The organism is Devosia sp. 919 (assembly GCF_013185965.1).
GTDB lineage: Bacteria > Pseudomonadota > Alphaproteobacteria > Rhizobiales > Devosiaceae > Devosia.
Genome location: NZ_JABAOL010000001.1, coordinates 1,536,103 through 1,562,914, shown reverse-complemented (window position 1 = coordinate 1,562,914; position 26,812 = coordinate 1,536,103). Strand labels below are relative to the sequence as shown.

Annotated in this window: 25 protein-coding genes; 11 read left to right on the top strand and 14 right to left on the bottom strand. The window is 63.1% G+C overall.

The annotated features are described in order from the left end of the window. The first annotated feature begins 24 nt into the window (after positions 1 to 24). The 5 genes from rfbB (at position 25) to cysN (ending at position 5,953) form a co-directional block, all read left to right on the top strand. Positions 25 to 1,083 carry a dTDP-glucose 4,6-dehydratase gene (gene rfbB, locus HRQ64_RS07505; RefSeq protein ID WP_172122826.1) on the top strand — a complete coding sequence of 353 codons (1,059 nt, stop codon included), beginning with the start codon at positions 25 to 27 and terminating at the stop codon, positions 1,081 to 1,083. A 3-nt stretch (positions 1,084 to 1,086) separates the two neighbouring features. Further along, a complete protein-coding gene (rfbD, locus tag HRQ64_RS07500) occupies positions 1,087 to 1,968 on the top strand; it encodes a dTDP-4-dehydrorhamnose reductase (RefSeq protein WP_172122825.1) in 882 nt (293 codons plus the stop codon). A gap of 325 nt (positions 1,969 to 2,293) precedes the next feature. Beyond that, the gene (gene cysQ, locus HRQ64_RS07495) at positions 2,294 to 3,118 is read left to right on the top strand and encodes a 3'(2'),5'-bisphosphate nucleotidase CysQ (protein ID WP_172122824.1); all 825 of its coding nucleotides are present in this window, start codon (positions 2,294 to 2,296) and stop codon (positions 3,116 to 3,118) included. An 85-nt stretch (positions 3,119 to 3,203) separates the two neighbouring features. Continuing rightward, positions 3,204 to 4,055 (top strand): sulfate adenylyltransferase subunit CysD, encoded by an 852-nt coding sequence (gene cysD, locus HRQ64_RS07490; protein ID WP_248307003.1) that lies wholly within the window; start codon positions 3,204 to 3,206, stop codon positions 4,053 to 4,055. Beyond that, a complete protein-coding gene (gene cysN / locus HRQ64_RS07485) occupies positions 4,055 to 5,953 on the top strand; it encodes a sulfate adenylyltransferase subunit CysN (RefSeq protein ID WP_172122822.1) in 1,899 nt (632 codons plus the stop codon). Before cysD ends, cysN begins: the two co-directional genes overlap by 1 nt. A gap of 60 nt (positions 5,954 to 6,013) precedes the next feature. Here cysN and HRQ64_RS07480 read toward each other — a convergent pair whose 3' ends face one another. The 7 genes from HRQ64_RS07480 to HRQ64_RS07450 all read right to left on the bottom strand — a co-directional run bounded on the left by HRQ64_RS07480 (position 6,014) and on the right by HRQ64_RS07450 (position 13,377). Further along, positions 6,014 to 6,790 (bottom strand): SDR family oxidoreductase, encoded by a 777-nt coding sequence (locus tag HRQ64_RS07480; RefSeq protein WP_172122821.1) that lies wholly within the window; start codon positions 6,788 to 6,790, stop codon positions 6,014 to 6,016. 2 nt (positions 6,791 to 6,792) lie between these two features. Next, positions 6,793 to 8,070 carry an L-fuconate dehydratase gene (locus HRQ64_RS07475; protein ID WP_172122820.1) on the bottom strand — a complete coding sequence of 426 codons (1,278 nt, stop codon included), beginning with the start codon at positions 8,068 to 8,070 and terminating at the stop codon, positions 6,793 to 6,795. A gap of 89 nt (positions 8,071 to 8,159) precedes the next feature. Further along, complete coding sequence (locus HRQ64_RS07470; RefSeq protein WP_172122819.1) at positions 8,160 to 9,104, bottom strand: ABC transporter substrate-binding protein; 945 nt, start codon at positions 9,102 to 9,104, stop codon at positions 8,160 to 8,162. A gap of 96 nt (positions 9,105 to 9,200) precedes the next feature. Beyond that, positions 9,201 to 10,205 carry an ABC transporter permease gene (locus HRQ64_RS07465; protein ID WP_127752437.1) on the bottom strand — a complete coding sequence of 335 codons (1,005 nt, stop codon included), beginning with the start codon at positions 10,203 to 10,205 and terminating at the stop codon, positions 9,201 to 9,203. Further along, on the bottom strand, positions 10,202 to 11,713 hold the full coding sequence (locus tag HRQ64_RS07460; protein WP_172124893.1) for a sugar ABC transporter ATP-binding protein: 1,512 nt from the start codon (positions 11,711 to 11,713) through the stop codon (positions 10,202 to 10,204). Before HRQ64_RS07460 ends, HRQ64_RS07465 begins: the two co-directional genes overlap by 4 nt. A 14-nt stretch (positions 11,714 to 11,727) precedes the next feature. Continuing rightward, positions 11,728 to 12,615 (bottom strand): amidohydrolase family protein, encoded by an 888-nt coding sequence (locus tag HRQ64_RS07455; RefSeq protein WP_172122818.1) that lies wholly within the window; start codon positions 12,613 to 12,615, stop codon positions 11,728 to 11,730. A gap of 12 nt (positions 12,616 to 12,627) precedes the next feature. Next, positions 12,628 to 13,377 (bottom strand): SDR family oxidoreductase, encoded by a 750-nt coding sequence (locus HRQ64_RS07450; RefSeq protein ID WP_172122817.1) that lies wholly within the window; start codon positions 13,375 to 13,377, stop codon positions 12,628 to 12,630. A gap of 109 nt (positions 13,378 to 13,486) precedes the next feature. Between HRQ64_RS07450 and HRQ64_RS07445 the strand changes: the two genes are divergently transcribed. Continuing rightward, positions 13,487 to 14,263 (top strand): helix-turn-helix domain-containing protein, encoded by a 777-nt coding sequence (locus tag HRQ64_RS07445; RefSeq protein WP_172122816.1) that lies wholly within the window; start codon positions 13,487 to 13,489, stop codon positions 14,261 to 14,263. Positions 14,264 to 14,268: 5 nt separating this feature from the next. Here HRQ64_RS07445 and HRQ64_RS07440 read toward each other — a convergent pair whose 3' ends face one another. Then, complete coding sequence (locus HRQ64_RS07440) at positions 14,269 to 14,724, bottom strand: RbsD/FucU domain-containing protein (RefSeq protein ID WP_172122815.1); 456 nt, start codon at positions 14,722 to 14,724, stop codon at positions 14,269 to 14,271. A gap of 232 nt (positions 14,725 to 14,956) precedes the next feature. Between HRQ64_RS07440 and HRQ64_RS07435 the strand changes: the two genes are divergently transcribed. The 3 genes from HRQ64_RS07435 (at position 14,957) to cydB (ending at position 18,091) form a co-directional block, all read left to right on the top strand. Further along, positions 14,957 to 15,394 carry a DUF1236 domain-containing protein gene (locus tag HRQ64_RS07435; RefSeq protein ID WP_164854758.1) on the top strand — a complete coding sequence of 146 codons (438 nt, stop codon included), beginning with the start codon at positions 14,957 to 14,959 and terminating at the stop codon, positions 15,392 to 15,394. Between the two features lie 272 nt (positions 15,395 to 15,666). Next, complete coding sequence (locus HRQ64_RS07430) at positions 15,667 to 17,091, top strand: cytochrome ubiquinol oxidase subunit I (protein ID WP_172122814.1); 1,425 nt, start codon at positions 15,667 to 15,669, stop codon at positions 17,089 to 17,091. Continuing rightward, the gene (gene cydB, locus HRQ64_RS07425) at positions 17,087 to 18,091 is read left to right on the top strand and encodes a cytochrome d ubiquinol oxidase subunit II (protein WP_172124891.1); all 1,005 of its coding nucleotides are present in this window, start codon (positions 17,087 to 17,089) and stop codon (positions 18,089 to 18,091) included. Before HRQ64_RS07430 ends, cydB begins: the two co-directional genes overlap by 5 nt. Before the next feature lie 109 nt (positions 18,092 to 18,200). Here cydB and HRQ64_RS07420 read toward each other — a convergent pair whose 3' ends face one another. The 6 genes from HRQ64_RS07420 to HRQ64_RS07395 form a co-directional block, all read right to left on the bottom strand. After that, positions 18,201 to 21,200: a DEAD/DEAH box helicase gene (locus HRQ64_RS07420; RefSeq protein WP_172122813.1), complete on the bottom strand. Its 3,000-nt coding sequence runs from the start codon at positions 21,198 to 21,200 to the stop codon at positions 18,201 to 18,203. A 397-nt stretch (positions 21,201 to 21,597) separates the two neighbouring features. Further along, positions 21,598 to 22,635: a sulfate/molybdate ABC transporter ATP-binding protein gene (locus HRQ64_RS07415; RefSeq protein ID WP_172122812.1), complete on the bottom strand. Its 1,038-nt coding sequence runs from the start codon at positions 22,633 to 22,635 to the stop codon at positions 21,598 to 21,600. Positions 22,636 to 22,652: 17 nt separating this feature from the next. Continuing rightward, on the bottom strand, positions 22,653 to 23,507 hold the full coding sequence (gene cysW, locus HRQ64_RS07410; protein ID WP_172122811.1) for a sulfate ABC transporter permease subunit CysW: 855 nt from the start codon (positions 23,505 to 23,507) through the stop codon (positions 22,653 to 22,655). Beyond that, positions 23,491 to 24,354: a sulfate ABC transporter permease subunit CysT gene (gene cysT / locus HRQ64_RS07405; RefSeq protein ID WP_172124889.1), complete on the bottom strand. Its 864-nt coding sequence runs from the start codon at positions 24,352 to 24,354 to the stop codon at positions 23,491 to 23,493. The genes cysW and cysT overlap by 17 nt, the downstream gene beginning before the upstream one ends. 241 nt (positions 24,355 to 24,595) lie before the next feature. Then, positions 24,596 to 25,063, bottom strand: coding sequence for a group III truncated hemoglobin (locus HRQ64_RS07400; RefSeq protein WP_349236681.1), 468 nt, complete (start codon positions 25,061 to 25,063; stop codon positions 24,596 to 24,598). Next, entirely contained in the window at positions 25,056 to 25,664 is a 609-nt protein-coding gene (locus tag HRQ64_RS07395) for a metalloregulator ArsR/SmtB family transcription factor (RefSeq protein ID WP_248305249.1), read from the bottom strand. Before HRQ64_RS07395 ends, HRQ64_RS07400 begins: the two co-directional genes overlap by 8 nt. A gap of 242 nt (positions 25,665 to 25,906) precedes the next feature. Between HRQ64_RS07395 and HRQ64_RS07390 the strand changes: the two genes are divergently transcribed. Together HRQ64_RS07390 and HRQ64_RS07385 are read left to right on the top strand one after the other, a co-directional pair. Continuing rightward, complete coding sequence (locus HRQ64_RS07390; RefSeq protein WP_127752426.1) at positions 25,907 to 26,446, top strand: flavin reductase family protein; 540 nt, start codon at positions 25,907 to 25,909, stop codon at positions 26,444 to 26,446. A 74-nt stretch (positions 26,447 to 26,520) separates the two neighbouring features. Next, positions 26,521 to 26,796 carry a hypothetical protein gene (locus HRQ64_RS07385; RefSeq protein ID WP_127752425.1) on the top strand — a complete coding sequence of 92 codons (276 nt, stop codon included), beginning with the start codon at positions 26,521 to 26,523 and terminating at the stop codon, positions 26,794 to 26,796. Positions 26,797 to 26,812: the final 16 nt, after the last annotated feature.

The following is a 26,812-nucleotide window of genomic DNA, read 5'->3' as shown; positions in this document are numbered from 1 at the left end:
CGCGGGCGCGAAGGAGGCAAGACCATGCGGGTTCTGGTAACGGGAGGAGCGGGCTTTATCGGCTCGGCCGTGGTGCGCCATCTGGTGCTCGAGCGCGGATATGAGGTGCTCAATGTCGACAAGCTCACCTATGCCGGCAATCTGAGCTCCCTGCGCGCCGTCGAAAACCACCCCGGCTATCGCCTCCTGCGCGCTGATATTGCCGACCGCGCCGCCATGGCCGAGGCCTTCACCAGCTTTGCGCCGCAGCGCGTCATGCACCTGGCCGCCGAAACCCATGTGGACCGCTCCATCACCGGGGCCGCCGATTTCATGCACACCAATGTCATGGGCACCTTTGCGCTGCTCGAGGCGGCGCGGGCATACTGGTCAGGCCTTGAGGGCGAAGACAGAGAAAAATTCCGCTTCCTCCATGTCTCGACCGACGAGGTTTATGGCTCGCTTGGGCCTGAGGGCCTGTTCAGCGAAACCACGCCCTATGATCCCTCCTCCCCCTATTCGGCGTCGAAAGCCGCTTCCGATCACCTCGCCCACGCCTGGCATCGCACCTATGGCCTGCCGGTCGTCGTTTCCAACTGCTCCAATAATTACGGCCCCTTCCACTTTCCCGAAAAACTCATTCCCTTGACCATCCTCAAGGCGCTGCGCGGCGAACCCCTCCCGGTCTATGGCAAGGGCGAGAATGTGCGCGATTGGCTTTATGTGGAGGACCATGCCCGCGCCCTCGACCTCATCGCCGAGCATGGCCGCCCCGGCCAGACCTATAATGTCGGCGGGCGCAATGAGCGGCGCAATATCGATGTCGTCACACGCATCTGCGTGGTGCTCGACACGCTGCGCCCCGAAACCGCACCCCATGGCGAGTTGATCGCGTTCGTCGAGGATCGTCCCGGCCACGACCAGCGCTATGCCATTGATGCCACCAAACTCGAAACCGAACTGGGTTGGCGGGCAGAGGAAACCTTCGACACCGGGATCGAAAAAACCGTGCGCTGGTATCTCGACAACAGCTGGTGGTGGCAGCCCCTCGAAAACCGCTATGCCGGCCAACGCCTGGGCGTCATCGCCGGCGGCAAGGCCTGAGCCATGCGCCTGCTTGTTACCGGCAGCAAAGGCCAGCTGGTCACGGCCCTGCTCGAGCGCGGCGCCGCCGCCGGGGTCGAGATTATCCCCGTCGGGCGTCCTCAGCTCGACCTCGCCGACCCCACCACCATCGCGCCCGCGATCGCCGCGGCAAAACCCGATGCCATCATCTCGGCCGCGGCCTATACCGCGGTTGACAAGGCGCAAAGCGAGCGCGAGCTGGCCTTTGCCGTTAATGCCATCGGGCCAGGTGCTGTTGCCGGAGCCGCTGCGCAGCTGAACCTGCCGGTGATCCATATCTCCACCGACTACGTCTTCAACGGCGCCGCACCCCGGCCCTATCGGGAAACCGACCTTACCGCGCCGCTCGGCATTTATGGTGCTTCCAAGCTGGCCGGCGAACACGCCGTGGCCGCCGCCACCCCCAACCACGCCATCTTGCGCACCGCTTGGGTGTATTCCCCTTTTGGCGCCAATTTCCTCAAGACCATGCTTCGCCTTGCCGCCGAGCGCCCCGAAATCAATGTTGTCGCCGATCAGCTGGGCAACCCTACCGCCGCTCTCGATCTGGCTGATGCCATTCTCCAGGTCGCGGGCAACCTCGTCGCCAGCCCTGATGAGGCGCTGCGCGGGATTTTTCATTGCGCCGGCACGGGCGATGCCAGCTGGGCCGATTTCGCGACCGAAATCATGGCTATCTCGGAAGGCCTGGGCGGCCCCGCCGCCACCATCCACCCCATCCCCACCAGCGCCTATCCGACCCCTGCCCCGCGTCCCGCCAATTCGCGTCTCGATTGCAGCAAGCTGCGCGCGACGCACGGCGTTGTCATGCCCCCCTGGCAGCAGTCCACCCAGCACACCGTTGAGCGGCTCCTTCGTGCCTGAACTATGCCCGCTCATCCCGCCATTGTTGCAGCGCGGCGCCACCGCGATCCCAATCCGCGCTCCGCACCAAATGGGGACAAGTTTCTACAGCTGGCGCCGGGGAGAGGCACAACCGGCCTCGGCCGCGCACCCATGGTTCAGGCCCAGTGCGCCGCTCGCCCGGTCGCCGAAATTCCATGCCGCGCCGAAGTGGCAAACCAGGGCTTGGCGCTGCTCCGTCAACTTGACAGCCCCGCGGGGCAGGTCTTGATGCGGTCACGAACCTGCCTTGCGACCACCAGCTGCCGCCCCACTCCTGCCCCCTTGAGGGATCAACGATTGCGCCATGACTGAACTCAGCCTTGATGCCCTGCTCGATCTTGCCCTGGCCGCCGGGCGCGAGATCATGGCCGTTTATGGCGACGGCCCGATTGCGGTTGCCGGCAAGCCCGATGGCACGCCCGTCACCGAAGCCGACAAGCGCGCCGAAGCCGTGATCCTTGCCGGGCTCAAGCGTCTGGCGCCTTCCATCCCCGTAGTCGCGGAGGAAGAAGCCTCTGCCGGTCGCATCCCACCCACGGGCGAAAAGTTCTTTCTGGTCGATCCGCTGGATGGCACCAGGGAGTTCATCGCCCGCAATGGCGAGTTCACCGTCAATATCGCCCTGATCGAACGGGGCATACCCGTCTTGGGCGTGGTGTTCGCACCCGCGCTCGGGCTCATTTACGGCGGCGCCCATGCCGAGGCGATCGCCGGAACGGTGGTTGATTTCACCATCGCCGAGCGCCACCCCATCCGGGTGCGCCCGGCCAGTGGTCCCGCCATTGCCGTGGCCAGTCGCTCGCATGCGACACCCGAAACCGACCGATGGCTCGCCGGCCATGATGTGGCCTCCTATGTCACCCGCGGCTCCTCGCTCAAGTTCTGCATGCTGGCGGCCGGCGAAGCCGATATCTATCCTCGCTTCGGGCGCACCATGGAATGGGACACTGCAGCGGGTGACGCCGTGCTGCGCGCGGCGGGCGGCATCGTCACCCGCCCCGATGGCAGCCCTTTTTTGTACAACAAGCGCAATCAGGCCGATGACGTCGATTTCGCCAATTGCCCTTTCATCGCCTTTGGCGATCCCAAACTTGTTGCCCGATCGGCCCTGGCCCCTCTGGGCCAGTGATCGGCGCCACCCGCCCCGGAGCTTTAACGTGTCCGACCCCAAAGTGACCCATCTCAAGCGGCTCGAAGACGAGTCCATCCACATCATGCGCGAGGTGGCGGCCGAGTTCGCCAACCCGGTGATGCTGTATTCGATCGGCAAGGACTCCTCAGTCATGCTGCATCTGGCGAAGAAGGCCTTCTTTCCGTCCCCGCCCCCCTTCCCGCTCCTTCATGTCGATACGACCTGGAAGTTCCGCGAGATGATCCGCTTCCGCGACGAAGCGGCCGCCCGGGCCGGCATGAAGCTTATCGTCCACACCAATCAGGATGGCCTCGCCCAGGGGATCACCCCGTTCACTCACGGCTCCTCGCAATATACCGGGGTGATGAAGACTGACGCGCTCAAGCAGGCGCTGACGCTGCACAAATTCGACGCGGCCTTTGGCGGCGCCCGCCGCGACGAAGAGAAAAGCCGCGCCAAGGAGCGCATCTTTTCCTTCCGCACCGAAAACCACGGCTGGGATCCCAAGAACCAGCGCCCCGAGCTTTGGAACCTCTTTAATGCCCGCATCAAGCCGGGTGAATCGATCCGGGTATTTCCGCTCTCGAATTGGACCGAGCTCGACATCTGGCAATACATCCTCAAGGAAGCCATCCCCATCGTGCCGCTCTATTTCGCCGCCGAGCGCCCGGTGGTGGAGCGGGGCGGCCAATGGATCATGGTCGATGACGAGCGCCTGCCGCTCGGCGCCGGCGAACAGCCCCAGCTCAAACGCGTCCGCTTTCGCACCCTTGGCTGCTATCCCTTGACCGCCGCTATGGAATCCGACGCCACCACCCTCCCCGAAATCGTCGAGGAAATGCTGGTCGCGCGCACCTCGGAGCGCTCCGGCCGGCTGATCGACCATGACGAATCCGGCTCGATGGAAAAAAAGAAGCGCGAGGGCTATTTCTGATGAACGAGCTTGCAGCCCCCGGGAGCGATTTCGCGCAATACCTCACCCGCCACGAGGAAAAGGACCTGCTGCGCTTTTTGACCTGCGGCAGCGTCGATGACGGCAAGTCGACCCTGATCGGCCGCCTGCTCTACGATACCAAACTCCTGATGGAGGACCAGCTCGCCACTCTAGAGCGCGACTCGCGCAAGCACGGCACCGTGGGCGAGGACATCGACTTCGCCCTCCTCGTCGATGGGCTCGAAGCCGAGCGCGAACAGGGCATCACCATCGATGTGGCCTACCGGTTCTTCGCCACCGACAAGCGCAAGTTCATTGTCGCCGACACCCCCGGCCACGAGCAATATACCCGCAACATGGCGACCGGCGCCTCCACCGCCGATCTGGCCGTCATCCTGATCGATGCGCGCAAGGGCGTTCTCACCCAAACCCGACGCCATTCCTTCATCACCTCGCTGCTGGGCATCCGCAACATCGTCCTGGCCGTCAACAAAATCGATCTGGTGGATTACTCACAGGACGTCTTCGACCGCATCGTCGCCGACTATCAGAGCTTCGCGGCCGGGCTCAACTTTGCCGCCATAACGCCCATTCCCCTGTCCGCCCGCTTTGGCGACAATGTCATGGCCCGCAGCGCCAATCTGGGCTGGTACACCGGTCCGACCCTGGTGCAGCATCTGGAAAGCGTACCGGTGGGTACGGCTGCGGCAGACGCACCTTTCCGTATGCCGGTGCAGTGGGTCAATCGGCCCAGTCTCAACTTCCGCGGTTTCGCCGGCACGATCTGTTCAGGTACCGTTCATCAAAATGGCGAGATTGTGGTTTGCGGCAGTGGCCGCACCTCGCGCATCCGCTCCATCGTCACTGCCGACGGCGAGCTGGCCAGTGCCTCTGCGGGCGCAGCCGTCACCCTCACCCTTGAAGACGAGGTCGATATCTCCCGCGGCGACGTGCTGGCAGATGCCACACAACGCCCTGAAATCTCTGATCAATTTGCCGCCCACGTCATCTGGATGAGTGACGAGCAACTCAATCCCGGCCGCTCCTACTGGATCAAAATCGGCACCCGCACGGTCAGCGCCAGCTTCACCGAGATCAAGCACAAGACAGACGTCAACAATTTCAGTAAGTTAGCCGCCAAAACCCTCGAGCTCAACGAAGTCGGCCTCGTCAATCTCTCCACCCAGGAACCCGTCGCCTTCGAGCCCTACGCCCTCAACAAAACCATGGGCGGCTTCATCGTCATCGACCGGCTATCCAACCTGACGGTCGGCGCGGGGATGATCGAATTCGGCCTGCGCCGCGCCACCAATATCCATTGGCAAGCCCTTGACGTATCAAAGGAACTCCGCGCTTCCGCCAAGGGCCAAAAGCCGGTGGTACTGTGGTTCACCGGCCTCTCGGGCGCCGGCAAATCCACCATCGCCAACCTCGTCGAGAAGCGCCTCGCCTCCCTGGGCAAGCACACCTACCTGCTCGACGGCGACAATGTCCGCCACGGCCTCAACCGCGATCTCGGCTTCACCGAAGCCGACCGGGTGGAAAACATCCGCCGCGTCGCCGAAACCGCCAAACTCATGGTCGACGCCGGCCTCGTCGTCCTCGCCTCCTTCATCTCCCCCTTCCGCGCCGAGCGCAACATGGCCCGCGAAGCGCTCGAGCCGGGGGAGTTCATCGAAATTTATGTCGACACCCCGCTGGAAGTGGCTGAAAAACGTGATCCCAAAGGCCTTTACGGCCGCGCCCGCGCCGGCCTGATCAAGAACTTCACCGGCATCGACAGCCCCTATGAGGCGCCGGAGAACCCCGAACTGGTGCTCGCCGGCGGCACCCGCGAGCCCAGCGACCTCGCCGAAGAGGTGGTTGCCCATTTGCAGGCGCAGGGTTATCTCGACTAAAAAGAATGATGGGGGCGGACCACTCGGACCCGCCCCCTTCGCATTCCAGCTAAGTCCTTGTTACATCAAGGCGCGGTCGAGATGGGTATAGCCGCCATCGACGAACAGCCACTGCCCCGTCGTGTGGCTTGCCCGCGGCGACAAGAGGAACACCACCGTATCGGCGATCTCCTCGGCGGTGGTCATGCGCTTGCCCAGGGGAATGCGCTCGGTGATTTCCTTCAGCCGCGCCTCAGGATCGGCCGCCGACTGGATCCAGTTGGCATACATGGGCGTCATCACCTCGGCGGGGATCACGGCATTGACCCTGATGCCGTCATTGCGCAGGGACGCCGCCCATTCGCGCGTCAGGGAAAGCTGCGCCCCCTTGGCCGCGGTATAACCGCTATTGTTGCCCTGCCCCGTCAGCGCGGTCTTGGAGGAAATGTTGACGATCGCACCCTTGGTCTGGCGCAGCGCATCAAGGCAATGATGGGCCAGCGTATAGTAGTGCGTAAGGTTCTTTTCGAGCGAAGCCCGGAAGGCGTCGGGCCCTGCTTCAAGCCCCACGCCATCATTGAGCCCGGCATTGTTGACCAAGCCGTCGATGCGGCCATAGCTCTTGAGCGTTTCGGCAACGGCGGCCGCGCAGGCCGCATCGTCGCTCAGCTCGAACTTGATCAGCCGCGATCGGGGCGAGAGCGCGAGCAGATGATCGCGAAAGTCCTCAGCAAGCTCGCTGCGCGCGAAGATCACGGGAATGGCCCCTTCGGCGGCAAGGCCGAGGGTGATGGCCCCCCCAATGCCGGCGCCGCCGCCGGTGACGATGAAGACCTTGTCTTTGAGCTGCAGATCCATGCTCAGTTCCTGAACTGATAGGTTTGAAGGGAAGCGGGCTTCATCTCGATGGAAAAACCCGGCGCCGTGGGCGGCATATAGGCGGCATTCTCGATCACACAGGGGTCGAGGAAATGCTCATGCAGATGATCGACATATTCGATCACCCGCCCCTCCTTGGTGCCCGACACGACGAGATAGTCGATCATGGACAGGTGCTGCACATATTCGCACAGGCCGACGCCCCCGGCATGCGGCCACACCGGGAGATCGTATTTGGCCGCCATCAGCAGGACGGCCAGAACCTCATTGAGCCCGCCAATGCGGCAGGCATCGATCTGGACGATGTCGATGGCGCCGTCCTTGATGAACTGCTTGAACATGATGCGGTTCTGGCACATCTCGCCGGTCGCCACCTTGACCGGGAAGACCCCCTCGCGAATCGCCTTGTGCCCTGAAACATCATCGGGGCTCGTGGGCTCCTCAATGAAATAGGGCTTGAAGCGTGAGAGGGCATTGACCCACTCGATGGCTTCGCCGACTTCCCACACCTGGTTGGCATCGATCATCAGGAAGCGGTCAGGTCCCATTATCGAGCGCACGATTTCGAGGCGGCGGATATCGTCGTCACGATCGCGGCCGACCTTCATCTTGATGTGGTTGAAGCCTTGCTCGACCGCTTCGGTCGCGAGGCGCGTCAGCTTTTCGTTGGAATAACCCAGCCAGCCGGCGCTTGTGGTGTAGCACTGGTAGCCCTCGGCCCGCAGGGTCGCCATGCGCTCGGCCTTACCCGCTTCCGCCTTGCGGAAAATCGCGAGGGCCTCTTCGGGCGTGACGGCATCGGTGAGATAGCGGAAGTCGATGATCGAGACGAGCTCTTCGGGGCTCATCTCCCCCACCAAGTGCCAGACCGGCTTGCCGGCCTCCTTGGCGAGCAGGTCCCACACCGCGTTGACCACCGCGCCGGTCGCCAGATGCATGGCGCCCTTGTCGGGGCCGATCCAGCGCAGTTGGCTGTCGCCGGTCACATGGCGCCAGAACCGACCGGGATTTTCGCGGATCCAATCGAGTTCCAGCCCGACAATACGGGAACGCAGGGCCTCGATGGCAGCGCATACAACTTCATTGCCGCGCCCAATGGTGAAGGTCAGCCCATGGCCGGCCAACTCCTGGGCGTCGGTTTCGAGGATCACATAGGCGGCCGAGTAATCGGGATCGGGGTTCATCGCATCCGAGCCATCCAGCTGCTCGGAGGTTGGAAAGCGCAGGTCCAAAACCTGCAAATTGACTATCTTGCTCACGAAAAACTCCGAAGGAAGGCACTTGGCCGAAATCCATGCCGGAGGCAAAGCGCCCCCGGCAGGTAGGTGCAGGCTCTTGCGGCTGGCTCTTAATTGTAGAGCACCGCAGCGATCTCGGGATCGTTCATGTTGCTGGCGTCATAGAAGAAGAAGCCGGTGTCGATCACCTCGGGCAGTTCGCCGCCGTCGAGCGCCGTCACTGCCGCCTTGACGGTTTCATAGCCGATGCCCACCGGGTTCTGCGTGATGGCGCCGGCCATCAGCCCGCTCTCAACCATCCCCTTCTGGGCCGCGCCTGAGTCAAAGCCGATCACCACGACCTGGCTGCCCAATTCCTGCTTGCCATTGGCAACACCGATGGCCGACCCTTCATTGGTGCCGAAAATGCCCTTGAGGTCCGGATTAGCGAGGAGGATCGACTTGGTGATCTCGGTCGACTGCAGCTGGTCGCCGCCGCCATACTGAACCGACACGATCTCGATATCGGGATAGGCTTCGGCGATGCGGTTGACGAAGCCATCGCGCCGATCAATGCCGGTGCGGCTGGTCTGGTCATGGGCGACAACGGCGATCTTGCCGGAACCACCGATCAGCTCGGCCATCTTGTCGGCTGCAAGCGCTGCGGCAGCGACGTTGTCGGTGGTTGCGGTGGTCAGCGGGATGTCGCTGTCGACGCCCGAGTCAAAGGCGATCACCGGGATGCCGGCATCCTTGGCCTGCTGCAGCAGGGGCGTTGCCGCCTGGCTGTCGAGCGCCGCAAAGCCGATCGCAGCGGGATTGCGCGACAGGGCGGCTGCCAGCATGTCGATCTGACGATCGACCTGGGTTTCATTGTCCGGGCCTTCGAAGGTCACGGTCACGCCCAATTCTGCACCGGCCTTGTCGGCGCCGGCCTTCACGGCCTGCCAAAACTGGTGCTGGAACCCCTTCGAAATGAGCGCGATTTCGCGCGTTTCCTGCGCAAAGCTGGCACCGCCTGCAACCAAGAGAGCAAGGGCGCTGATTGCCCCAAGCAGGGTACGTCTGGTCGTCATGTTTTCCTCCCGAAGGGATCTGGTTATTTGCTGTAGCCAGAGGCGTTGCTCGCCTTCTTGGTGTTGGCGCCGGCGGCGCGATCGCTTGCTCGGCGCCTATAATTTACGGCGCCGCAGGATATCGGCGTAAACGGCGAGAATGATGATGAGCCCGGTAACCACGGTCTGCCATTCCTGCGCGACCGAAAGGATGCGCAGCCCATTGGCCAGAACCGAGATGATCAGCGCGCCGATCAGGGTGCCCAGCACGGTGCCACGCCCCCCGCTGAGCGAAGTGCCGCCAATCACCACCGCCGCAATGGCATCGAGCTCATAGCCCTGCCCCAGTGCTGGCTGGGCCGAGTTGAGGCGCGAAGCGATGAGCAGACCGGCGATTCCCACGACGCTGCCGGCAAGGGCATAAACGCCGATCTTCCAGCGATCGACATTGACGCCGGACAGGCGCACCGCTTCCTCGTTGGAACCCAGCGCAAAGGTGTAGCGCCCGAGCGCGGTCTTGCTGAGAACAAAGCTGATGACAATGGCGACAAGGAACAGGATCAGCACCCCATTGGGCACTGGCAGCGCCGGGATCACCGAGCCGATCAGCGAACCCTGCGCGATCTGGGTGAAGCCGGGCGTGTTGTTGAAATAGATCGGCTTGGTGCCCGAGATCACCAGCGACAAACCCTTGAGGATCAGCATCATGCCGAGCGTCGCGATAAAGGGCGGCACTTTGAGCTTGGCAATGATCGTGCCTGAGATCAGCCCGCTCGCCGTGCCCGCCAGGATGGCACCGACCACCCCGATGGGCAGCGGCAGGCCAAGATTGGTGAGAAGCACACCGGCGATCACCGCGCAAAAAGTCATGAGCGTACCCACGGACAGGTCGATGCCGCCGGTGATGATGACGATGGTGGCGGCAATGGCGAGCACGCCATTGACCGAGGTCGCCTGCAGGATCGCCAGCACATTGGCGGTTTGGAGGAAATTGGGTGAGGCAAGGCTGAACACGACGAGAAGCGCGATCAGACCGGAGAAAGCCAGCAGCTTGTGGTAGGCGCCCGATGAGCGGATGCCCGCAAGCAGGGCTGGCCGGTCGGCAGTGCCAATTGTGCTCATGATGCAGCCTTTCGCTCGAGTTCATCTGCACCTACGGCACTGGGCCGCAGCGTTGCCAAACGCATGATATCCTGCTGCGGGGCACCCGGGGGTAGAAAACCGGTTAGGCGCCCCTCGCACATCACCGCAATGCGGTGGCTGAGGCGCAGCACTTCGGGCAGTTCCGAGGAGATGACGATGATCGCACGCCCTTGCGCCGCGAGAGCATTGAGCAACTTGTAGATCTCGGACTTGGCCCCGATGTCGATGCCGCGCGTTGGCTCGTCAAAGATCAGGATGGGGCAATCGCGCAGCAGCCATTTGGCGATAACCACCTTTTGCTGGTTGCCCCCCGACAAGAGCCGCGCTTCCTGGGTATCGGACGGCGTCTTGATGGCGAGCTGCTTGATATAACCCTGCGCCGTCTGGCGCATCGCGCCGTCCCGAAGCACACCCGCAGCGCCCGTGAAGCGCTTCAAGGTCGCCAGCGCGATGTTGTTGCGCACGTCCATTCCCGTAGCGAGGCCGAAATGCTTGCGGTCTTCCGAAAGGTAACCGATGCCGGCGCGCACCGCATCCTGGGGGGAGCGGATACGGACCGGCTTGCCATCGACAAGAATCTCGCCCGCCTCGATCGGGTCGGCGCCGAAAATGGCGCGGGCCACCTCCGTGCGCCCGGCCCCCATCAGCCCGGCAAAGCCGAGGATCTCGCCCTTGCGCACGGAAAAGCTCACATCGCGGATTTCGCGGCCACGGGTAAGATTGCGCACTTCGAGCGCCACCGGCGCTGCCTGCGTATCGGGCACCACCGCCGTTTCGTTGCTGAGAGTACGGCCGACCATCATCTGGATGATGGTTTCGATCGGCGTTTCGGCCGCCGGGACCGTGCCGACATATTCGCCATCACGCATCACGGTGACGCGGTCGGCAATGCGCTTGAGCTCGTCCATCTTGTGGGAGATGTAGACGATCCCCACCCCTTCAGCCTTCAGCCGCCCGATGATGGTGAAAAGCTCGTTGATCTCGGCGTCGTTCAAGGCGGCGGTCGGCTCGTCCATGATGAGAACGCGCGAGCGATAGGACAGCGCCTTGGCGATTTCGACCATCTGCTGCTTGGCGATGGTGAGGCTTTCCACCGGCACGCGCGGATCGAGCGCCAGGTTCATGGAGCGGAAAATGGCCTCGGCCTGCCGGTTGAGCGCGCTTTCATCGAGCAGCAGCCCGCGGCGCGGTTCGCGGCCAATAAAGATGTTCTGCGCCGCTGTGAGATCCCGCATCAGCGCCAGTTCCTGATGGATGATGCTGATGCCCAGCGCCTGTGCTTCCCGCGGATTGCCAATGCTGGCGGCCTGGCCATCGACGAGGATTGTGCCCGCATCGGCGCTGTAAACACCGGAAAGGATTTTCATCAACGTCGACTTGCCGGCGCCGTTTTCCCCCATCAGCGCATGCACTTCCCCCGAGAGGAGCTCGAACTGGGCCCCCTTGAGCGCCCGTACGCCTGGGAACGACTTGTCGATTTCGGTCATGGCCACAAGGACGCTCACGCCGCAGCTCCTTCTGGCAAGCGATAGAACCGGGCGGCGTTGCCGCCGAGAACGGCCGCTTGTTCCGCTTGGGAAAGGTCGCCAAGCAGGCGATCAGTGACCTCGGTCCAGAACGCGAAAGGCGCCGCCAGCGTCAGCACTGGCCAATCTGAGCCCCAGAGCAGCCGGTCAGGGCCGAACCATTCCAGCAGGCGGTCCAGCACTGGTTGGAGCGTTTGCACCGCCATCTCGACTGTGCTGCGTTGCTCGGGAGCCATCTCGGTGAGGAGGCCCGAGAGCTTGCAGCAGATACGCGGGTCCTGCTCGAGTTCAGCCATGCCACTAAGCCACATCACGTGGCGCGGATCGTCTGCAGGGGCGGCGAGCGCGGGCTTGGCGGCATGGTCGATCACCACCGGCAGATCCGGGTAGCGGGCAGTGAATTGCCGCAGTGATGCGAGATTGCGCGGCATGACCAGGGCATCGAAGCTCAAGCCGTGCTCGAGCAGAGCCTCGATGGCGTCCGGACGCGGACGCGTCGCGATCCAGTCGGCCTCGTCGAGATCCTGCAGCATGGGGCGGACCCCCTTGAACAGGGGGAAGGTGGCCAATTGTGCGATGGTTTCGGCAGCATCTTGCGCTGCCAGGTCTACCCAGCCAACAACCCCGCCGCCTCGTGGATCGGCAGCGGCGACGTCCAGCAGGAAGCGGGTTTCAGCGACCGTGGGAGCCGCCTGAACCAGCATACGCCTTTCGATGCCCGCCTCTCGCGCGAGTGGGTCGAGGTCCTGCGGCCCCCAGTCGCGATAAATGGGAGCAAGGGCGGCGTTGTCTGGCTGCAGCCAGCCATAATCGCCCCGCCCCAGTTGCCAGAAGTGACAGTGGGAATCGATGCGCCCGGACATGATCTGAGCGGCCTAGATCGTTACGCCGCCGTCGACGACGACCGCCTGACCGGTAACGAAGCGCGATTCATCGGACAACAGGAACACCACCATGGGGGTGATGTCATCGACAGTGGCCAGGCGCCCCATGGGCTGGCGGGCGATGAAGTCCTTTTCGGCCTGCACCGGGTCGGCAGCGCTGGCGATGCGGCTGCGCAGGGAGGGCGTGTCCACGGTCGCCGGGCACAGCGCATTGCAGCGCAGGTTCTGCTTAACGAAATCGGCGGCAATGCCCTTGGTCAGGCCGATCACTGCAGCCTTGGTGGTGCCGTAAAGGAAGCGGTTCGGAAAACCCTTCACCGACGAGGCCATAGAGGCCATGTTTAGGATGGCGCCCCCGCCGGTCTGCTTGCCGCGCTCCAGCATTCCGGGCAGGAAGGCCTGGATGGTGTGGAACATGCTCTGCACATTCAGCGAGAAGCTGAATTCCCAGTCCTCCTCGGTGCAATCGAGCACGGTGCCGTTATGCACAAAGCCGGCGCAGTTGAAGAGGCCATCAAGCGGCGGCAGCTGGGCGGCCAGTGATTTGATGGCAGCACCATCGCGCATGTCGAGCACATGGGTGGTGATGGCCGCATTCTCGACTTCGAGGCTCGCGAGCCCTTCGGCATTGATGTCAACGGCGATCACTTCAGCGCCCTGCGCCGCGCAGGCCAGCGCACTGGCGCGCCCCATGCCCTGAGCCGCCGCCGAAATGAAGATCCGCTTGCCTTGCAGCCGCATATTGATTGCCCCCTCCAGTTCAATCTCGGACGCCGACGCGTCTCATATACAAATCATGTGTTCACAAATGAACCAAACCTGCAATAGAAAACAAGGGAGGGGGCACGCCATGACCAAATCTGCTGCTGCGCTTGCGGATGAGCGCGAGGACCGTTATCGCGCCCCGGCGCTGGACAAGGGCCTCGATATTCTGGAGCTGCTCTCGGAGCAGGCGGGCGGCTTGACCCGCGGCGAGATCGTCAAGGCGATGGGCCGCAGCCCGGGCGAAATCTATCGCATGCTCGAGCGGCTCGTCGTGCGCGACTATGTCAGCCGCTCGGCTGAGGGCGATCGCTACGCGCTGACGATGAAGCTCTTTGTGCTTGCCCATCGCCATCCCCCCGTGCGCCGGCTGGTGGCTCGGGCCATGCCACTGATGGACGGCTTTGCCCGGGAGATCGGGCAATCCTGCCACCTCGTGGCGCCGGACGCCGATAGCGGGATTGTCGTGGCGCAGGCCAGTTGTCCGGGCAATTGGGAATTTGGCATCCGGGTAGGCACCCATCTCGACCTGCTGTCCACCGGGTCAGGACTGCTGCTGCTGGCGTTTCAGGACCCGCATACGCGCGAGGAACTGCTGGTGCGCTGGGGAGGCACTGACAAGCCGGCGCGGCTACTCGACAGCGAAAAGGTACTCGCGGCGTACAAGGCGCAGGGCTTCCGCGTCGGACAAAGCCAGCAGCTGGTGGGGGTGGAAGACATCAGCGTGCCTGTGCTGTCGCCGGACGGCTTTGCCATTGCCGCCCTCACCTGCCCGTTCCTGCAGCGGCTGGACGGCACAGCACCCAATGCCAGTGCCGCGCTCGCCAGCCTTAAGGCTTTGGGTGAGAAACTATCCCTCAGCTAAGACTTTCAGCTGTTGGGCAAGACTTCGTCAGGGCCAAGCACACCTTTGCGGATGGCAAAATCGGCATAGGGCCGGCGCTCCTGCGTCCAGATCACAGCGTAAGCCTGCTTGGCCCGCTCGTAAAACGCATAGCGTTCGATACCGATCATGCGGAACTCGGTGCCTTCCAGCAACTGCATGACCTCCGCCTGGACCGGCACGGTCTCGTCGGGCGCGCCGACCACTTCCATCCGGGCGACAGCATCGGTGACATAAGTGTCGATCGGCATCACCGAGAGCACGGCCTGGACAGCACGCACAATGCCGCAATCCATGCGGATCGGCCGCCCGAAGACCGTGCTGCGCGCCACCGAATCGGCCGGGAAGTTGGAATCGGCGATGATCAGGTCGTCGCCATGCCCCATCGCTCGTAGTGCCAGTAGCGCCTCGGGGCTCAGCAGTGGATCAATCCCTTTTAGCATCCTTGATGTCCTTGGTGGTTGCAGCGTCGGAGGATGCAGTCTGGCCCGGATCTGGGCGGACAACAATGCCACCCTTCGGAAGAAGGAAGGCATAACCATCCCACGAGGCATCGCGCGGCAACGGAACCGAGTTCAGGCTAGGCCGTTCTGTCTGCCGCGGGGCAAGAGCGCAGTTTTTACGGCGCGAACCAAGGTGCACGAACGGGGCACCGGAACAATTTGGAGTATAACAATGAAGAAGATTCTCTTGGCTTCGGTGGCTGTTATCGCAATGGGCGTTAGCCCGGCATTTGCCCAGATCCTCAAGAACAACACGGATGCTGGCGCAGCTGTTGGAGCGACCTCAGGCGGTGTTGCTGGCGCCGTTGCCGGTGGGCTGATCTTCGGGCCGATCGGAGCGATCATCGGCGGCTTTACGGGCGCCACAATCGGTGCGGAAGCCGGCGTGGAGGCCAGCGACATTGATTATGTCCGCCTCAACCCAACCGAGCCAGTGGTCATCGATGGCGACGTCGACGTTGGTTATGTGGTTCCAGAAACCGTCGTGATCGCTCCGGTCGAGGGCCGCGACAATCTCGGTTACTTCTACACCGAAGATCGCGTCTACTTCGTGGATCTGGGCAACCGCTCCGTGATCTACTCGCCTGGTACGGTGGTTGCGGGCCAGTAAGCCCGTTTCAAGATCGGGAGCGGACCAGTCCGCTCCCCTTCCCGAAAGCCGCCCCCTCCTCCCGGGCGGCTTTCCTGTCTTTGGACCATATTGGAGGTCCACACGCGAACATGCGGGCCGTTTTGCCGCGGCCCCGGCGGATTGTGCTGCTGCGCACTTGGTGCCTACATACCGATCAGGCACCGCGCTCCGGCACCAGCTTCTTTCCCGAAAACGGGGGCGTTGGAGCTGGGCTGAAATAGAGTAGTTCGGCGTCTTGGCGGAGCGTTGTCATGACCTATGGCCTTACAGCAGAGCTCCTGGCGCGCATCCAATTCGCGTTCACGGTATCATTCCACTTCATCTTTCCCGCATTTTCCATCGGGCTGGCCAGCTTTCTTGCCGTCCTCAATGGTCTCTGGCTGTGGAAACGCGACCACGCCTATCTACGCCTGTTTGAATATTGGAAGACCATCTTTGCCGTAACCTTCGGCATGGGCGTGGTTTCAGGCATCGTGATGAGCTACCAGTTCGGCACAAACTGGTCCGTGTTCTCCGACCGCGCAGGCGCGGTTATTGGCCCCTTGATGGGCTATGAAGTGCTGACGGCGTTCTTCCTTGAAGCCGGTTTCCTCGGCATTGCTCTGTTTGGCCGTCAACGCGTGGGCGATACGCTCCACATGGTTGCAGTGTGTGCCGTGGCGTTGGGCACCCTGATCTCCGCTACCTGGATCACCTCAGCCAATAGCTGGATGCATACTCCGGCAGGCTACTCCGTCGCTGAGAACGGCATCTTCCTGCCCGAGGATTGGTGGGCGATCATCTTCAACCCCTCGTTCCCGTATCGTCTCACTCATACCGTGCTCGCCGCCTATCTCACCACTGCATTCACCGTCGGTGCCGTGGGTGCCTGGCATATGTTGCGGGACAGATCGAACCGTCAGGCACAGATCATGTTCTCCATGGCCATGTGGATGGCGGCCGTGGTCACCCCGTTGCAAATATTTGCTGGCGACCTGCAGGGGCTCAATACGCTCGAATATCAGCCAGCGAAGATCGCCGCCATGGAAGGGCATTATGAGACCCATACCGACGGCGCGCCGCTGATCCTGTTCGGGATTCCGGACGACAAGGCTGAAACGACCCATTTCGCAATCGAGATTCCCAAGCTCGGCTCGCTGATCCTGACCCACAAGCTCGATGGTGAGGTCAAAGGCCTTAAGGAGTGGGCACCTGAAGACCGTCCGCCAGCCTTGATCCCGTTCTTCACCTTCCGGATCATGGTCGGCATCGGCTTTCTGATGCTTGGCATCGGGCTGTGGTCACTATGGGCGCGCTGGCGCAAGACCCTTTTCACCAATTCATGGCTGCATCGCGCAGCGCTGGTGATGGGACCGTCCGGCTATGTTGCCGTGCTCGCGGGCTGGTACACCACGGAAGTTGGCCGCCAGCCCTACACTGTTTACGGCGTTATGCGCACCGCCGACAGCTTGTCACCTGTAGCGGCACCGGCAGTGGGCGCCTCTTTGACCGCGTTCATCATCGTTTACTTCGTCGTTTTCGGCGCGGGCGTCTTCTATCTGTTCCGGTTGATGCGCCGGCCGCCGATCCTAGAGGAAGATCACGAGCTCGACAAAGGCCCGCATCGCGCCTCCGGAATCATGCCCGGCCCCGCGCAGGAAGACCCGATCCGATCAGGAGGCGCCGGTGCCAATTGACCTTGATCTGCCAACAATCTGGGCCGGGATCATCGCCTTTGCGGTGCTGGCCTATGTGGTGCTGGACGGCTTTGATCTCGGGATCGGGATCCTGTTTCCCTTCTTCCCCAAGCGGCACGACCGCGATGTGATGACCAATTCCGTCGCCCCGGTATGGGACGGCAATGAAACTTGGCTGGTGCTGGGCGGCGGCGGGCTGATGGCGGTGTTCCCGGTGGCTTATGCCACCGTGCTACCGGCCCTCTACATGCCGATCATTCTGATGCTGCTCGGCCTGATCTTTCGCGGCGTTGCCTTCGAGTTTCGCTGGCGCACCCATCGCGGCTCTGCCTGGTGGGACAAGGGGTTCTGGATCGGCTCCACCTTGGCCGGGTTTACCCAGGGCATTGCGCTGGGTGCACTGGTGCAAGGTATCCGGGTCGAGGGGCGCTCCTATGCTGGAGGCTGGTGGGACTGGCTGTCGCCCTTTTCCGTGCTGTGCGGCGTCGCTGTTGTGGTTGGCTATGCCTTGCTGGGCGCAACCTGGCTCAACCTTAAGACCTCGGGGGAACTGCAGGCCCATGCGCGCAAAGTGGCGATGTGGTCGGGCGCGGGCCTGCTCGTGCTGATCGGCGTGGTCTCGCTGTGGAGCCCCTTCATCAACCAGGTTTACTTCGAGCGGTGGTTTGGCTGGCCCACGATGTTGTTTTCGGGCGTGGTTCCCCTGCTGCTGGCCGCCTGCGCCTTTGCCCTTTGGCAGGGGCTCGTAACCGACAAGCACTTGCAGCCCTTTCTCGCCGCGTTGGGGCTGTTTGTGTTGAGCTTTGCCGGGGTCGGCATCAGCTTTTACCCCTATATCGTGCCGGGCAGCTTTACTATCGAGGAAGCCGCGGCGCCCGATAGCTCCTTGCTTTTCCTGCTGGTTGGCGCTGTTGTTCTGGTGCCAATTATCCTGGCCTACACCGCCTATGCCTATTGGGTGTTTCGCGGCAAGATCGACCCGGAGGAGGGCTACCATTGACCGGCCCCCGTTCAAGGGCCAGCCAATGGTTGTGGTTCGTTGGCCTGTGGATCGCGGGGGTTGCGGCTGTGACCGCTCTTGGCCTCGTGATCCGATTGTTCCTGGCCACCTAGGCGGCCAGGCTTTCCAGCAGTTCACCAATGATGCGCACCCGCTCGGCGGGTGTTTGCGTTTCCTGGCGCGAGATGAGCCGTCCATCGCTCAACTCCAGTACGCCTCCGCTTTTTTTGGCGAGCCTCTGGGCGCTGCGTTCCGGGGCGGTCAGGGCGATCGCCAGGGGACCGGCTTCGATCTTGCTGATGCCCAAGGCAGGCGCCGCGATGGCGATGCGAGCAGCACCCAGCAGGGTGCGGGTCGCCTCAGGCAGTTCGCCGAAACGATCCGCCAATTCATCGGCAAAGGCATCCAAGGCTTCGGTGGTGCGCAGCCGTTGCAGCCGGGCGTATAGATTGATGCGAACCACGGCTTCCGGAACGTAGTCGGGCGGGATTGAGCCGCCGCCACCCAGATTTAGATGAATGGGGCCGCTTTGTTTGCCGCCCTCCCCCTTGGCGGCGGTGACGGCGCGCTCCAGCAGATCCTGGTAAAGCCCCGCCCCGAGCAACTTCATGTGTCCGGCCTGCTCGTCGCCAAGCAAATCGCCGCCACCGCGCAGGTCAAGATCACGGGCACTGATTTCAAATCCCGAGCCCAGGCGGTCAAAGGCCTCAAGCGTCGAGAGACGGGCCCGTGTAGCTTCGGGGATCTCATCGTTGGGATCGGTGAGGAGATAGGCGATCCCCTGGGCCCGGGCCCGACCCACGCGACCGCGCAACTGGTGCAGCTGCGATAGGCCGAAGCGGTCGGCGTGCCAGACCAGCATGGTGTTGGCGCGCGGCACATCGAGACCACTTTCGATAATGGTGGTGGCCAGCAAGATATCCCCCACCCCATTGGCGAATTCCACCAATACCCGGTCAATCTCGGCCGGGGGCAGATCGCCATGGGCGATCGCCACCGTGAATTCCGGGACGATGCGGACCAGTTCCTCGGCGAATGGAGGAATATCTTCGATGCGCGGCACGACAATGAAGCTTTGCCCGCCGCGTCGCCGCTCGCGCAACAAAGCGGTGCGCAACGAGCCCGCATCAAAGGGCGCCAGGAAAGTGCGGACGGGCCGGCGGCGAGCGGGAGGGGTCGCTATAATGCTCACATCCTGCAGGCCCACCAGGGCTGCCTGGAGGGTGCGCGGGATCGGCGTCGCGCTCATCATCAGCACGTGCAGATCGGGTGCGAGCGCGCGCAACTGGGCCTTGAGCTTGGCACCAAACCGCTGCTCCTCATCGATGATCACGAGGACAAGGTCATTGAACGCCACGTCCTTGCCCACCACGGCTTCGGTTGCCACCAGGACCTGGACCTCTCCGCTCGCAAGCTCTTCCCTAACCGCCTTGCTCTGCGCCGGCGTCAGCAAACGCGAGAGCTGGGCAACCTTGATGTCGGTGCCCGCGAAGCGCCGCTCGAAGCTTTGCAGGTGCTGGCGGACCAGCACCGTCGTGGGAGCGACCAGCACCACTTGCCGGCCAGCCAAGGCCGCTGCCGCGGCTGCTCGCAATGCGACTTCAGTTTTGCCAAACCCTACATCGCCACAGACCAGGCGGTTCATCGGCCGGCCGGAAGCTAGGTCCTCCAGCACTGCATGGATCGCGGCCGACTGGTCGGGTGTTTCTGGGTAGGGGAACCGGGCTGCAAGCCGCGCAAAAGCTGCCGCGGGGGGTTGGATCGGCTCGGCCGTGGCCTGTGCCCGGGCCTTGGCAGCTGCCGCCAATCCCTCGGCGGCGGCATCAATCTGAGCGCTGACTTCCGCCCGCCGATACTTCCAGGCATCGGTGTGCAGCCGGTCCAGTGTGACAGCCTCGGCGTCGGCGCCATAGCGCCACAACCGACCGAAGTCCTCCACCGGCACCAGCACGGACGCACCGCCATGGTATTCCAGGCGCACGGTGTCTTGCTCGCTCCCTTCTACCTCGACACGATCAAGGTCACGCAGAATGCCGACGCCATAGTCCTCATGCACTACCACGTCTCCGACCCGCAGCTCGGTTTGACCCAGCAGCACGGCAGCATCCGTTTGTTCCGCGTCGGCAAGGCGGGTGCCCAAGGCGTCAGGGGCGGCGATGAGAACAAGGTTGTTGGCCCGGTCCACAAAGCCAGCGTCGAGGTCGAAGGGCAGTGCCAAAGGCTGGTCCGTTGGCTCCGCGTCTACATCGTGCCAGGTGGCCAGCAGCTTTGGCGAGGGCCCGCGGGAGCGGCGGAGCATTGTTCGCAGCCGCTCCAGTTCGCCGTCGGTGCCTGTCACCACTACTCGTTGCCCACCCTCCAGCTGCTCGCGCGTGAAGCCCGCAAATGCGCGGGATGGATTCCGCTCCAAGGTAAAACGCGGTGCTGGCTCGAGCCCTTCCAGGTCGAGCTCCTGTAATTGGCGGCTGGCGAGGGCTGTGGTCCACTCCTCCGCGGAGAGGTAAAGCGCCTCCGGAGGCAGCGGCCTTGATTCAGCGCCGAAGTCAGTTGCGGCTTGGTGCGCTTCCCTGATTTGCTCGATCAAGGTGGGCGCGCGCTCCGCCGCAATCTCGCTGACCCACAGGGTGGCGTCCGGAAGGTAATCGAAGACCGTTCGCAACCGCTCGTATTGCTGCGGCAGCCGATGCTCGGCGCCGGCGAGCCGCTCGACATCATCGCCGATCAATTCAGAGGCGGCCCCCAAAAGCAGCTTGTCCTGTTCCTCTTCGGTCCGCTGGCTGCGCGGATCATAGGCAAAAATACTCTCGATCCGATCGGCTTCGTCGAGCATCAGGCGGAATGGGGCCTCGCCGTCGGCTGGAAAAATCTCGATAGCGCCGCCCCTGAGCGCAATCTCGCCGGGCTCATCGACCCGGTCGTCAACTTCGTAACCAGCGCGCCCGGCAAACGCTTCGAACGCTTGCCGGTCCAGCGTTTCACCGCGGCGCAGTTCAAGCACACAGCCGCTGACGGCTTCAGATGGCGGAACCCGCTGCAACGCGGCATCCGCCGACGTTACCAGGACGCGGGCCCCGGCCCGTTCACCCAGGCACTGCCGAAGGGCGGACATCCGTTGGCCCATGCTCTCATGGCTGGGGGAAGACCGGTCATAGGGGAGGCAATCCCAGGGAGACAGCAACAGCACCTGGGCCTCGGGGGCAAAACTGCGCAGTGCTCGAGCGGTTTCCTCAGCTCGACGTTCACTCGAGACAATCAGCAGGACTGAGCTGTTCGCACCAAGCCTGGCCGCCAGGCGGAACGCGGTTGCGGCGGCGGGCGGCTGCCGGGAAGCCGCCGATCGATCTTGCTCAATGGATGCTGGATTGCCCCGAGGGGCGAGCCGGCGCGAGGGAATAGCCTCGGCAGCAGGGGTGGTCATGGGAAGGTCACTCGAAACAACTGGACTCCGGCAACGCGGGTGAGGTGCCCGTGTTCCCCCCATGCCAACTCTTGTTTTGATCGCAGCGTCAGGTGGCGGGGAACAGCTGCCAGCGGCGCGGCCGGAAGGTGAGCTGGCTGCGTTCACCAGCCGGATGATCAAAGGGAAGGTCCAGTTCCACCTTCTGGTTGGCCGGACCGAGATCAACTTCAACCCGTCGTGTTCCCCCGACGCGGCGGCTGGTGTGCACCGTGCCAGCGAGCGTCGCATCGCCTTCCACCAGATCCACGTCGTGCGGCCGGAAGAACATGCGCGCCGGACCGGGCTGCACCCCAGGAGCAGGCACGCCGATCGCGCGACCGGCAACCAGCAGTTCCCCTTTGTCCACCGTCACCGGCAGTTCGCTGGATTCCCCGATAAAGCCGAACACGAAGGGCGAGGCGGGGTGATCATAGACCTCATCGGGGGTGCCCACCTGTTCGATGGCCCCCTGGCTCATGACGCAGAGGCGGTCGGACAGCTCGAGCGCTTCCTCCTGGTCGTGCGTCACAAAGACAGTGGTATGACCGGTGCGGTCATGCATTTCCCGCAGCCACCGACGCAGCTCGCGCCGGACCTGTGCGTCGAGCGCGCCAAAAGGTTCATCGAGCAGCAATACGCCGGGCTCAATGGCCAGGGCGCGGGCGAGAGCCACGCGCTGGCGCTGCCCGCCCGAAAGCTGATTGGGGTAGCGCTTTTCGAGGCCGGAAAGCTGGACGAGATCGAGCAGTTCCATGGCGCGACGTCGAATTTCCCCTGCTGGCGGTCGCGTGGCTCGTGGGCGCACCTTGAGGCCAAAGGAGATGTTTTCGAGAATGGTCATGTGCCGGAACAGCGCATAGTGCTGGAACACAAAGCCGATATTGCGCTCCTGCACCGTCTTTTCCGAGGCGTCCATGTCGCCAAAGAAGATCTTGCCTTGGCTCGGCATTTCCAGCCCAGCGATCAAGCGCAACAGCGTGGTCTTGCCGGAGCCGGAGGGCCCCAGCAAGGCGATCAACTCGCCTGAACGGATATCGAGCGACACGTCCTTGAGCGCGGCAAAGCCATCGAACTCCTTGCGCACATTGCTAACGCGAACTTCCATTGAATCTCGATCTCCGATCAGTGGCCGCTGGCGGCGATTTCATCACCAAAGCGCCATTCCAGGGCGGTCTTGAGCACGAGCGTCACGAGGGCCAGCATGGCCAGGAGGGACGCCAGCGCAAAAGCAGCCGTGGCATTGTACTCGTTGTAGAACATTTCGACTTGCAGCGGGATGGTCGTGGTTTGGCCGCGGATCCGGCCAGACACCACCGCAACGGCCCCGAACTCGCCCATCGCACGGGCGTTGCAGAGCAGCACGCCGTAGAGCAGGCCCCATTTTATATTGGGCAAGGTGACGCGCCAGAAGGTCTGCCACCCATCGGCACCGAGCGACAGCGCCGCTTCCTCATCCCCCGTGCCTTGATCCTGCATTAAGGGGATCAATTCCCGGGCGACAAAGGGGAAGGTGACGAAGATGGTGGCGAGGACAATGCCCGGCACGGCAAACAGCACTTCGATGCCGTGGGACTTTAGCCACGGGCCCAGCAGGCTGCCGCCACCGAACAGCAGCACATAAACGAGGCCCGAGATCACGGGCGACACGGAGAATGGCAGGTCGATCAGCGTGATGAGGAAGGCCTTACCCTTGAACTCAAACTTGGCGATAGCCCAGGAGGCGCAGATGCCAAAGACGACATTGAGCGGCACTGCAATCGCCGCAACCAGCAGGGTCAAGCGGATCGCAGCCTGCGCGTCCGGGCTGCTTAGCCCCGCGAGGTAGGGGCCAAACCCGGCCCGGAACGCTTCCGAAAAGACTGCCACCAGCGGCAACAGCAAAAACAGCGCCATGAACAGGACGCTGATGACGATCAGCGCGAGCCGGACCCCGATGCTTTCTGAAATGGGGGAGTGTCGGCTAATTGCCATAGCCATACCTCGCTCGGCTCCAGGCTTGGATCAGGTTGATGGCAAAGAGGAGGGCAAAGGAGATCAGCAGCATCACGGTCGCGATCACGGCGGCGCCGGTATAGTTGAACTCTTCCAGCCGAATGACGATCAGCAGCGGCGCAATTTCCGAAACAAAGGGAATGTTGCCGGCAATGAAGATCACGGAGCCATATTCCCCTACCGCCCGGGCGAATGCCAACGCAAATCCGGTGAGGATGGCTGGCGTCAAGCTCGGCAGCACGACGCGCGTGATGGTCTGAAAGCGATTAGCCCCCAGGGTGGCACTCACCTCTTCTACTTCGCGGCTGACCTCCTCAAGGATGGGCTGGATGGTGCGCACCACGAAAGGCAAGCCGATGAAGATCATCGCAATGATGATGCCCGTCGGCGTATAGGCGACCCGAATGCCCAGCGGCGTGAGCAAGGCGCCAACAAAGCCGTTCGGCGCGTAGATCGCCGTCAGGGCCACCCCAGCCACCGCCGTTGGGAGGGCAAAGGGCAGGTCAACCATTGCGTCGAGGAGCCGCCGACCCGGGAAGCGATAGCGTACCAGGACCCAGGCAATCAGCGTGCCGAAGATCACATTCACTACCGCGGCAAACAGCGCGGTCAAAAAGCTGACCCGCAGTGCTCCCACCACCCGCGGATCAACCGCTGCGGCCCAGAACACGCCGAGCCCCTGCCCGGTGGAGCGCAAAACGAGAAAGACCAGCGGCACGAGGATTATCAAGGAGAAATAGGTCAGCGTGAAACCGAGGGTCAGGCCAAACCCGGGGATTACGCTGGACTGACGGAAGCGCCAGCGGGCGCGCACCGGTGTCGTTGCCGTCAGCGTACTCAACAAGGAGCCCCGCCACTGGTAGCGGGATCACGCTGGCTAACGCCGCTGGCGTTTATCGGAAAATCGATACTCATCTCGCGCCCCCGTGCCGTTGCGCGGAAAACCTAGCGGGTCGGTCGGGATTAACAAGCCTTTACCTGCCGCATTGCAGGAGCGTCTGGAAAAATAATACTCGCGGGGGCCGCCCCGGCAGCACGCGGCGACCTTGACCTCCTCGGGCAGCACGGCCGCATTAAATTTCTTCGCGCTGCAGCGGACCCATAGTGGTGATGTCCTCACCCCGCCGCATGGCGATGTTCATGCGGAAGCTGTTCCCGACCCGCTCGGAGCGTTCGATGAAGACTGCAGCGATCTCAGCGGGGCAGATCCGCACAACCGTTTGCCGAAACAACCGCAGCCAGCGCTGGAAGTGCACGTCGGAAAGCTCGGGAATGGCGATGTGCTTGGGCAGCGGCCGTCCGCCATAGCGCCCCGTGCCCAACAGCATGGACGACCAGAAATCCGCGATGAGTTCGAGGTGCCGCGGCCAGTGGTCCTCGGGGATGAGGCGGTTGAAGACCGGCCCGATCAACGGGTCGGATCGGGCATCGGCATAAAATGCGTTCACCACGCGTCGGATCAGTGCCTCGTCCAGTCCCACCGGCATGTCCCAGCCGATGCGGGACAGCCTGGCGCTTGCGGGAAACCCTGTATCAGACATCGCGTAACGCCGGGCGAATGGAATAGGAGCAGCGCCGGCCGCCCGAGACGATGTGCTCGGTTCGCTCCACTTGAGCACCCTCCCCTAGCACATGGCGGAACACATCGAGCTCGGCCCGGCAAAAACCCTGGCAGGCCGTGGCGGCGGCGCAAATCGGGCAATGGTTTTCCATCAGCAACAGACCGCCGTCCTCCTCCTGGCGCCACTCCGCCATGTAACCTTCATCCGAACGGAGCCGGGCCAAGGTGGCAACTTTCTCGCTGAGGTTTGCCTTGTCAAGCATAGCCTCGTGGTAGGCTGCGGTTGTCGCCATCTCCCGGCCCGAGATCACGGTGTCGAGTGCCGCCTCACCCAACTGGCTGCGGATCAATTCAAGCAATTGCACCGTCAGCGCCGCATGCGTGTCGGGAAACCGTGCCATGGCTTGGGAAGTGAGGCTCCAGTTTTGGCCAGGCCGACCCACACCCTTGGGCTCGCTGGTGGCGCTGACCAGACCCTGGTTTGCCAGCTTGAGCAATTGTTGGCGAGCCGCTTCTGCACTGGTGCCAAGCAGGGCACCCAAAGCTGCGGTGCTCAGCGAGCCATGCATCTTTATAGCCATGAGCAGCCGCTCCCCTGGGCTGCGAGGGGACCACTGGTGGTCTTGCATGTCGTGGCTTGACATCGAGGGCGAGCGGGTTTTCAAAGGAACTACTTGGAAAATACCCGGAACCAGCGCTTAGATCAAGCTCGCTCCGGAATCGGCAGCCCGCCAAAGCGGCTCACGCCGATCCAACAGATGGAACCGGCGCGTGTGCGCGAGGATTGCAGTAGGACGGACGACGGCAAATGGTGGACGGCTGGATGGCTGACTTTGACTATCCCGACGCCTTGCGTCTCCGCGCCCCCCGTCGCCCCACAGTCGGCGATGCCGAGTTCCGCGCCGCCATGGCCGCGATGGCATCCACGGTCCATGTGGTGACAGCACGGCGCGGCGAGGAACGCGTCGGACGCACAGCAACCTCCATGCTGTCACTGTCGGCGGCGCCGCCTTCGATCCTGGTGTCCATCGACATGGTGAGCCGGCTGGCCGATGTGATCGCCAAGACCGGTGGGTTCTCCCTTGCCATGCTGGCCGATGATCAAAGCGAGATCGGCAATGCTTTTGCGGGCCGGATGGACCCGCTGGATCGCTTCGCCTCTGGACAATGGGGAAGCTGGCCTTCTGGCAACCCTATGCTGCTGGGCGCCGTCACTGCCATCGACTGCGAAGTGATCGGCGCCATTGAGACGGGTACCCATGTACTGTTTGCGGGTGCGATCATTGAGGCGGAAACGACCACCACGCGCTCGCCTTTGCTTTGGCAGCGGCATCACTACCATTCGTTAACAAGACACCAATAAGCGTTGCATGCAGGGTATGGCTCGGCAACTGCCAGGCGCCGCCTGCATTTCCCTTTCACCCAGGGAGGTCCCCCTTGCCCCGCTTCTTTTTTCACTACCGCACCGATGACCGGTTGATCCGTGACCTTGATGGCAGCGAACACCCCGATCTTGATGCTGCCGAATTGCGGGCCGGCGAAATCGGCCGCGCCATTGTCGAGCGGCTGGCCGCCGAGGATGAAGACGCCGAGTTGCGCGGCTCGATCGAGATCACCGATGCCGCCGGCGCGGAGTTGCTTTATGTCGTGTTCTGGGCGGGACCGCCCCTTGCCCCCGGCGGCACGCCGTTCTATCCCACCACACTGCATTAACATCTCCGCCTTAGGC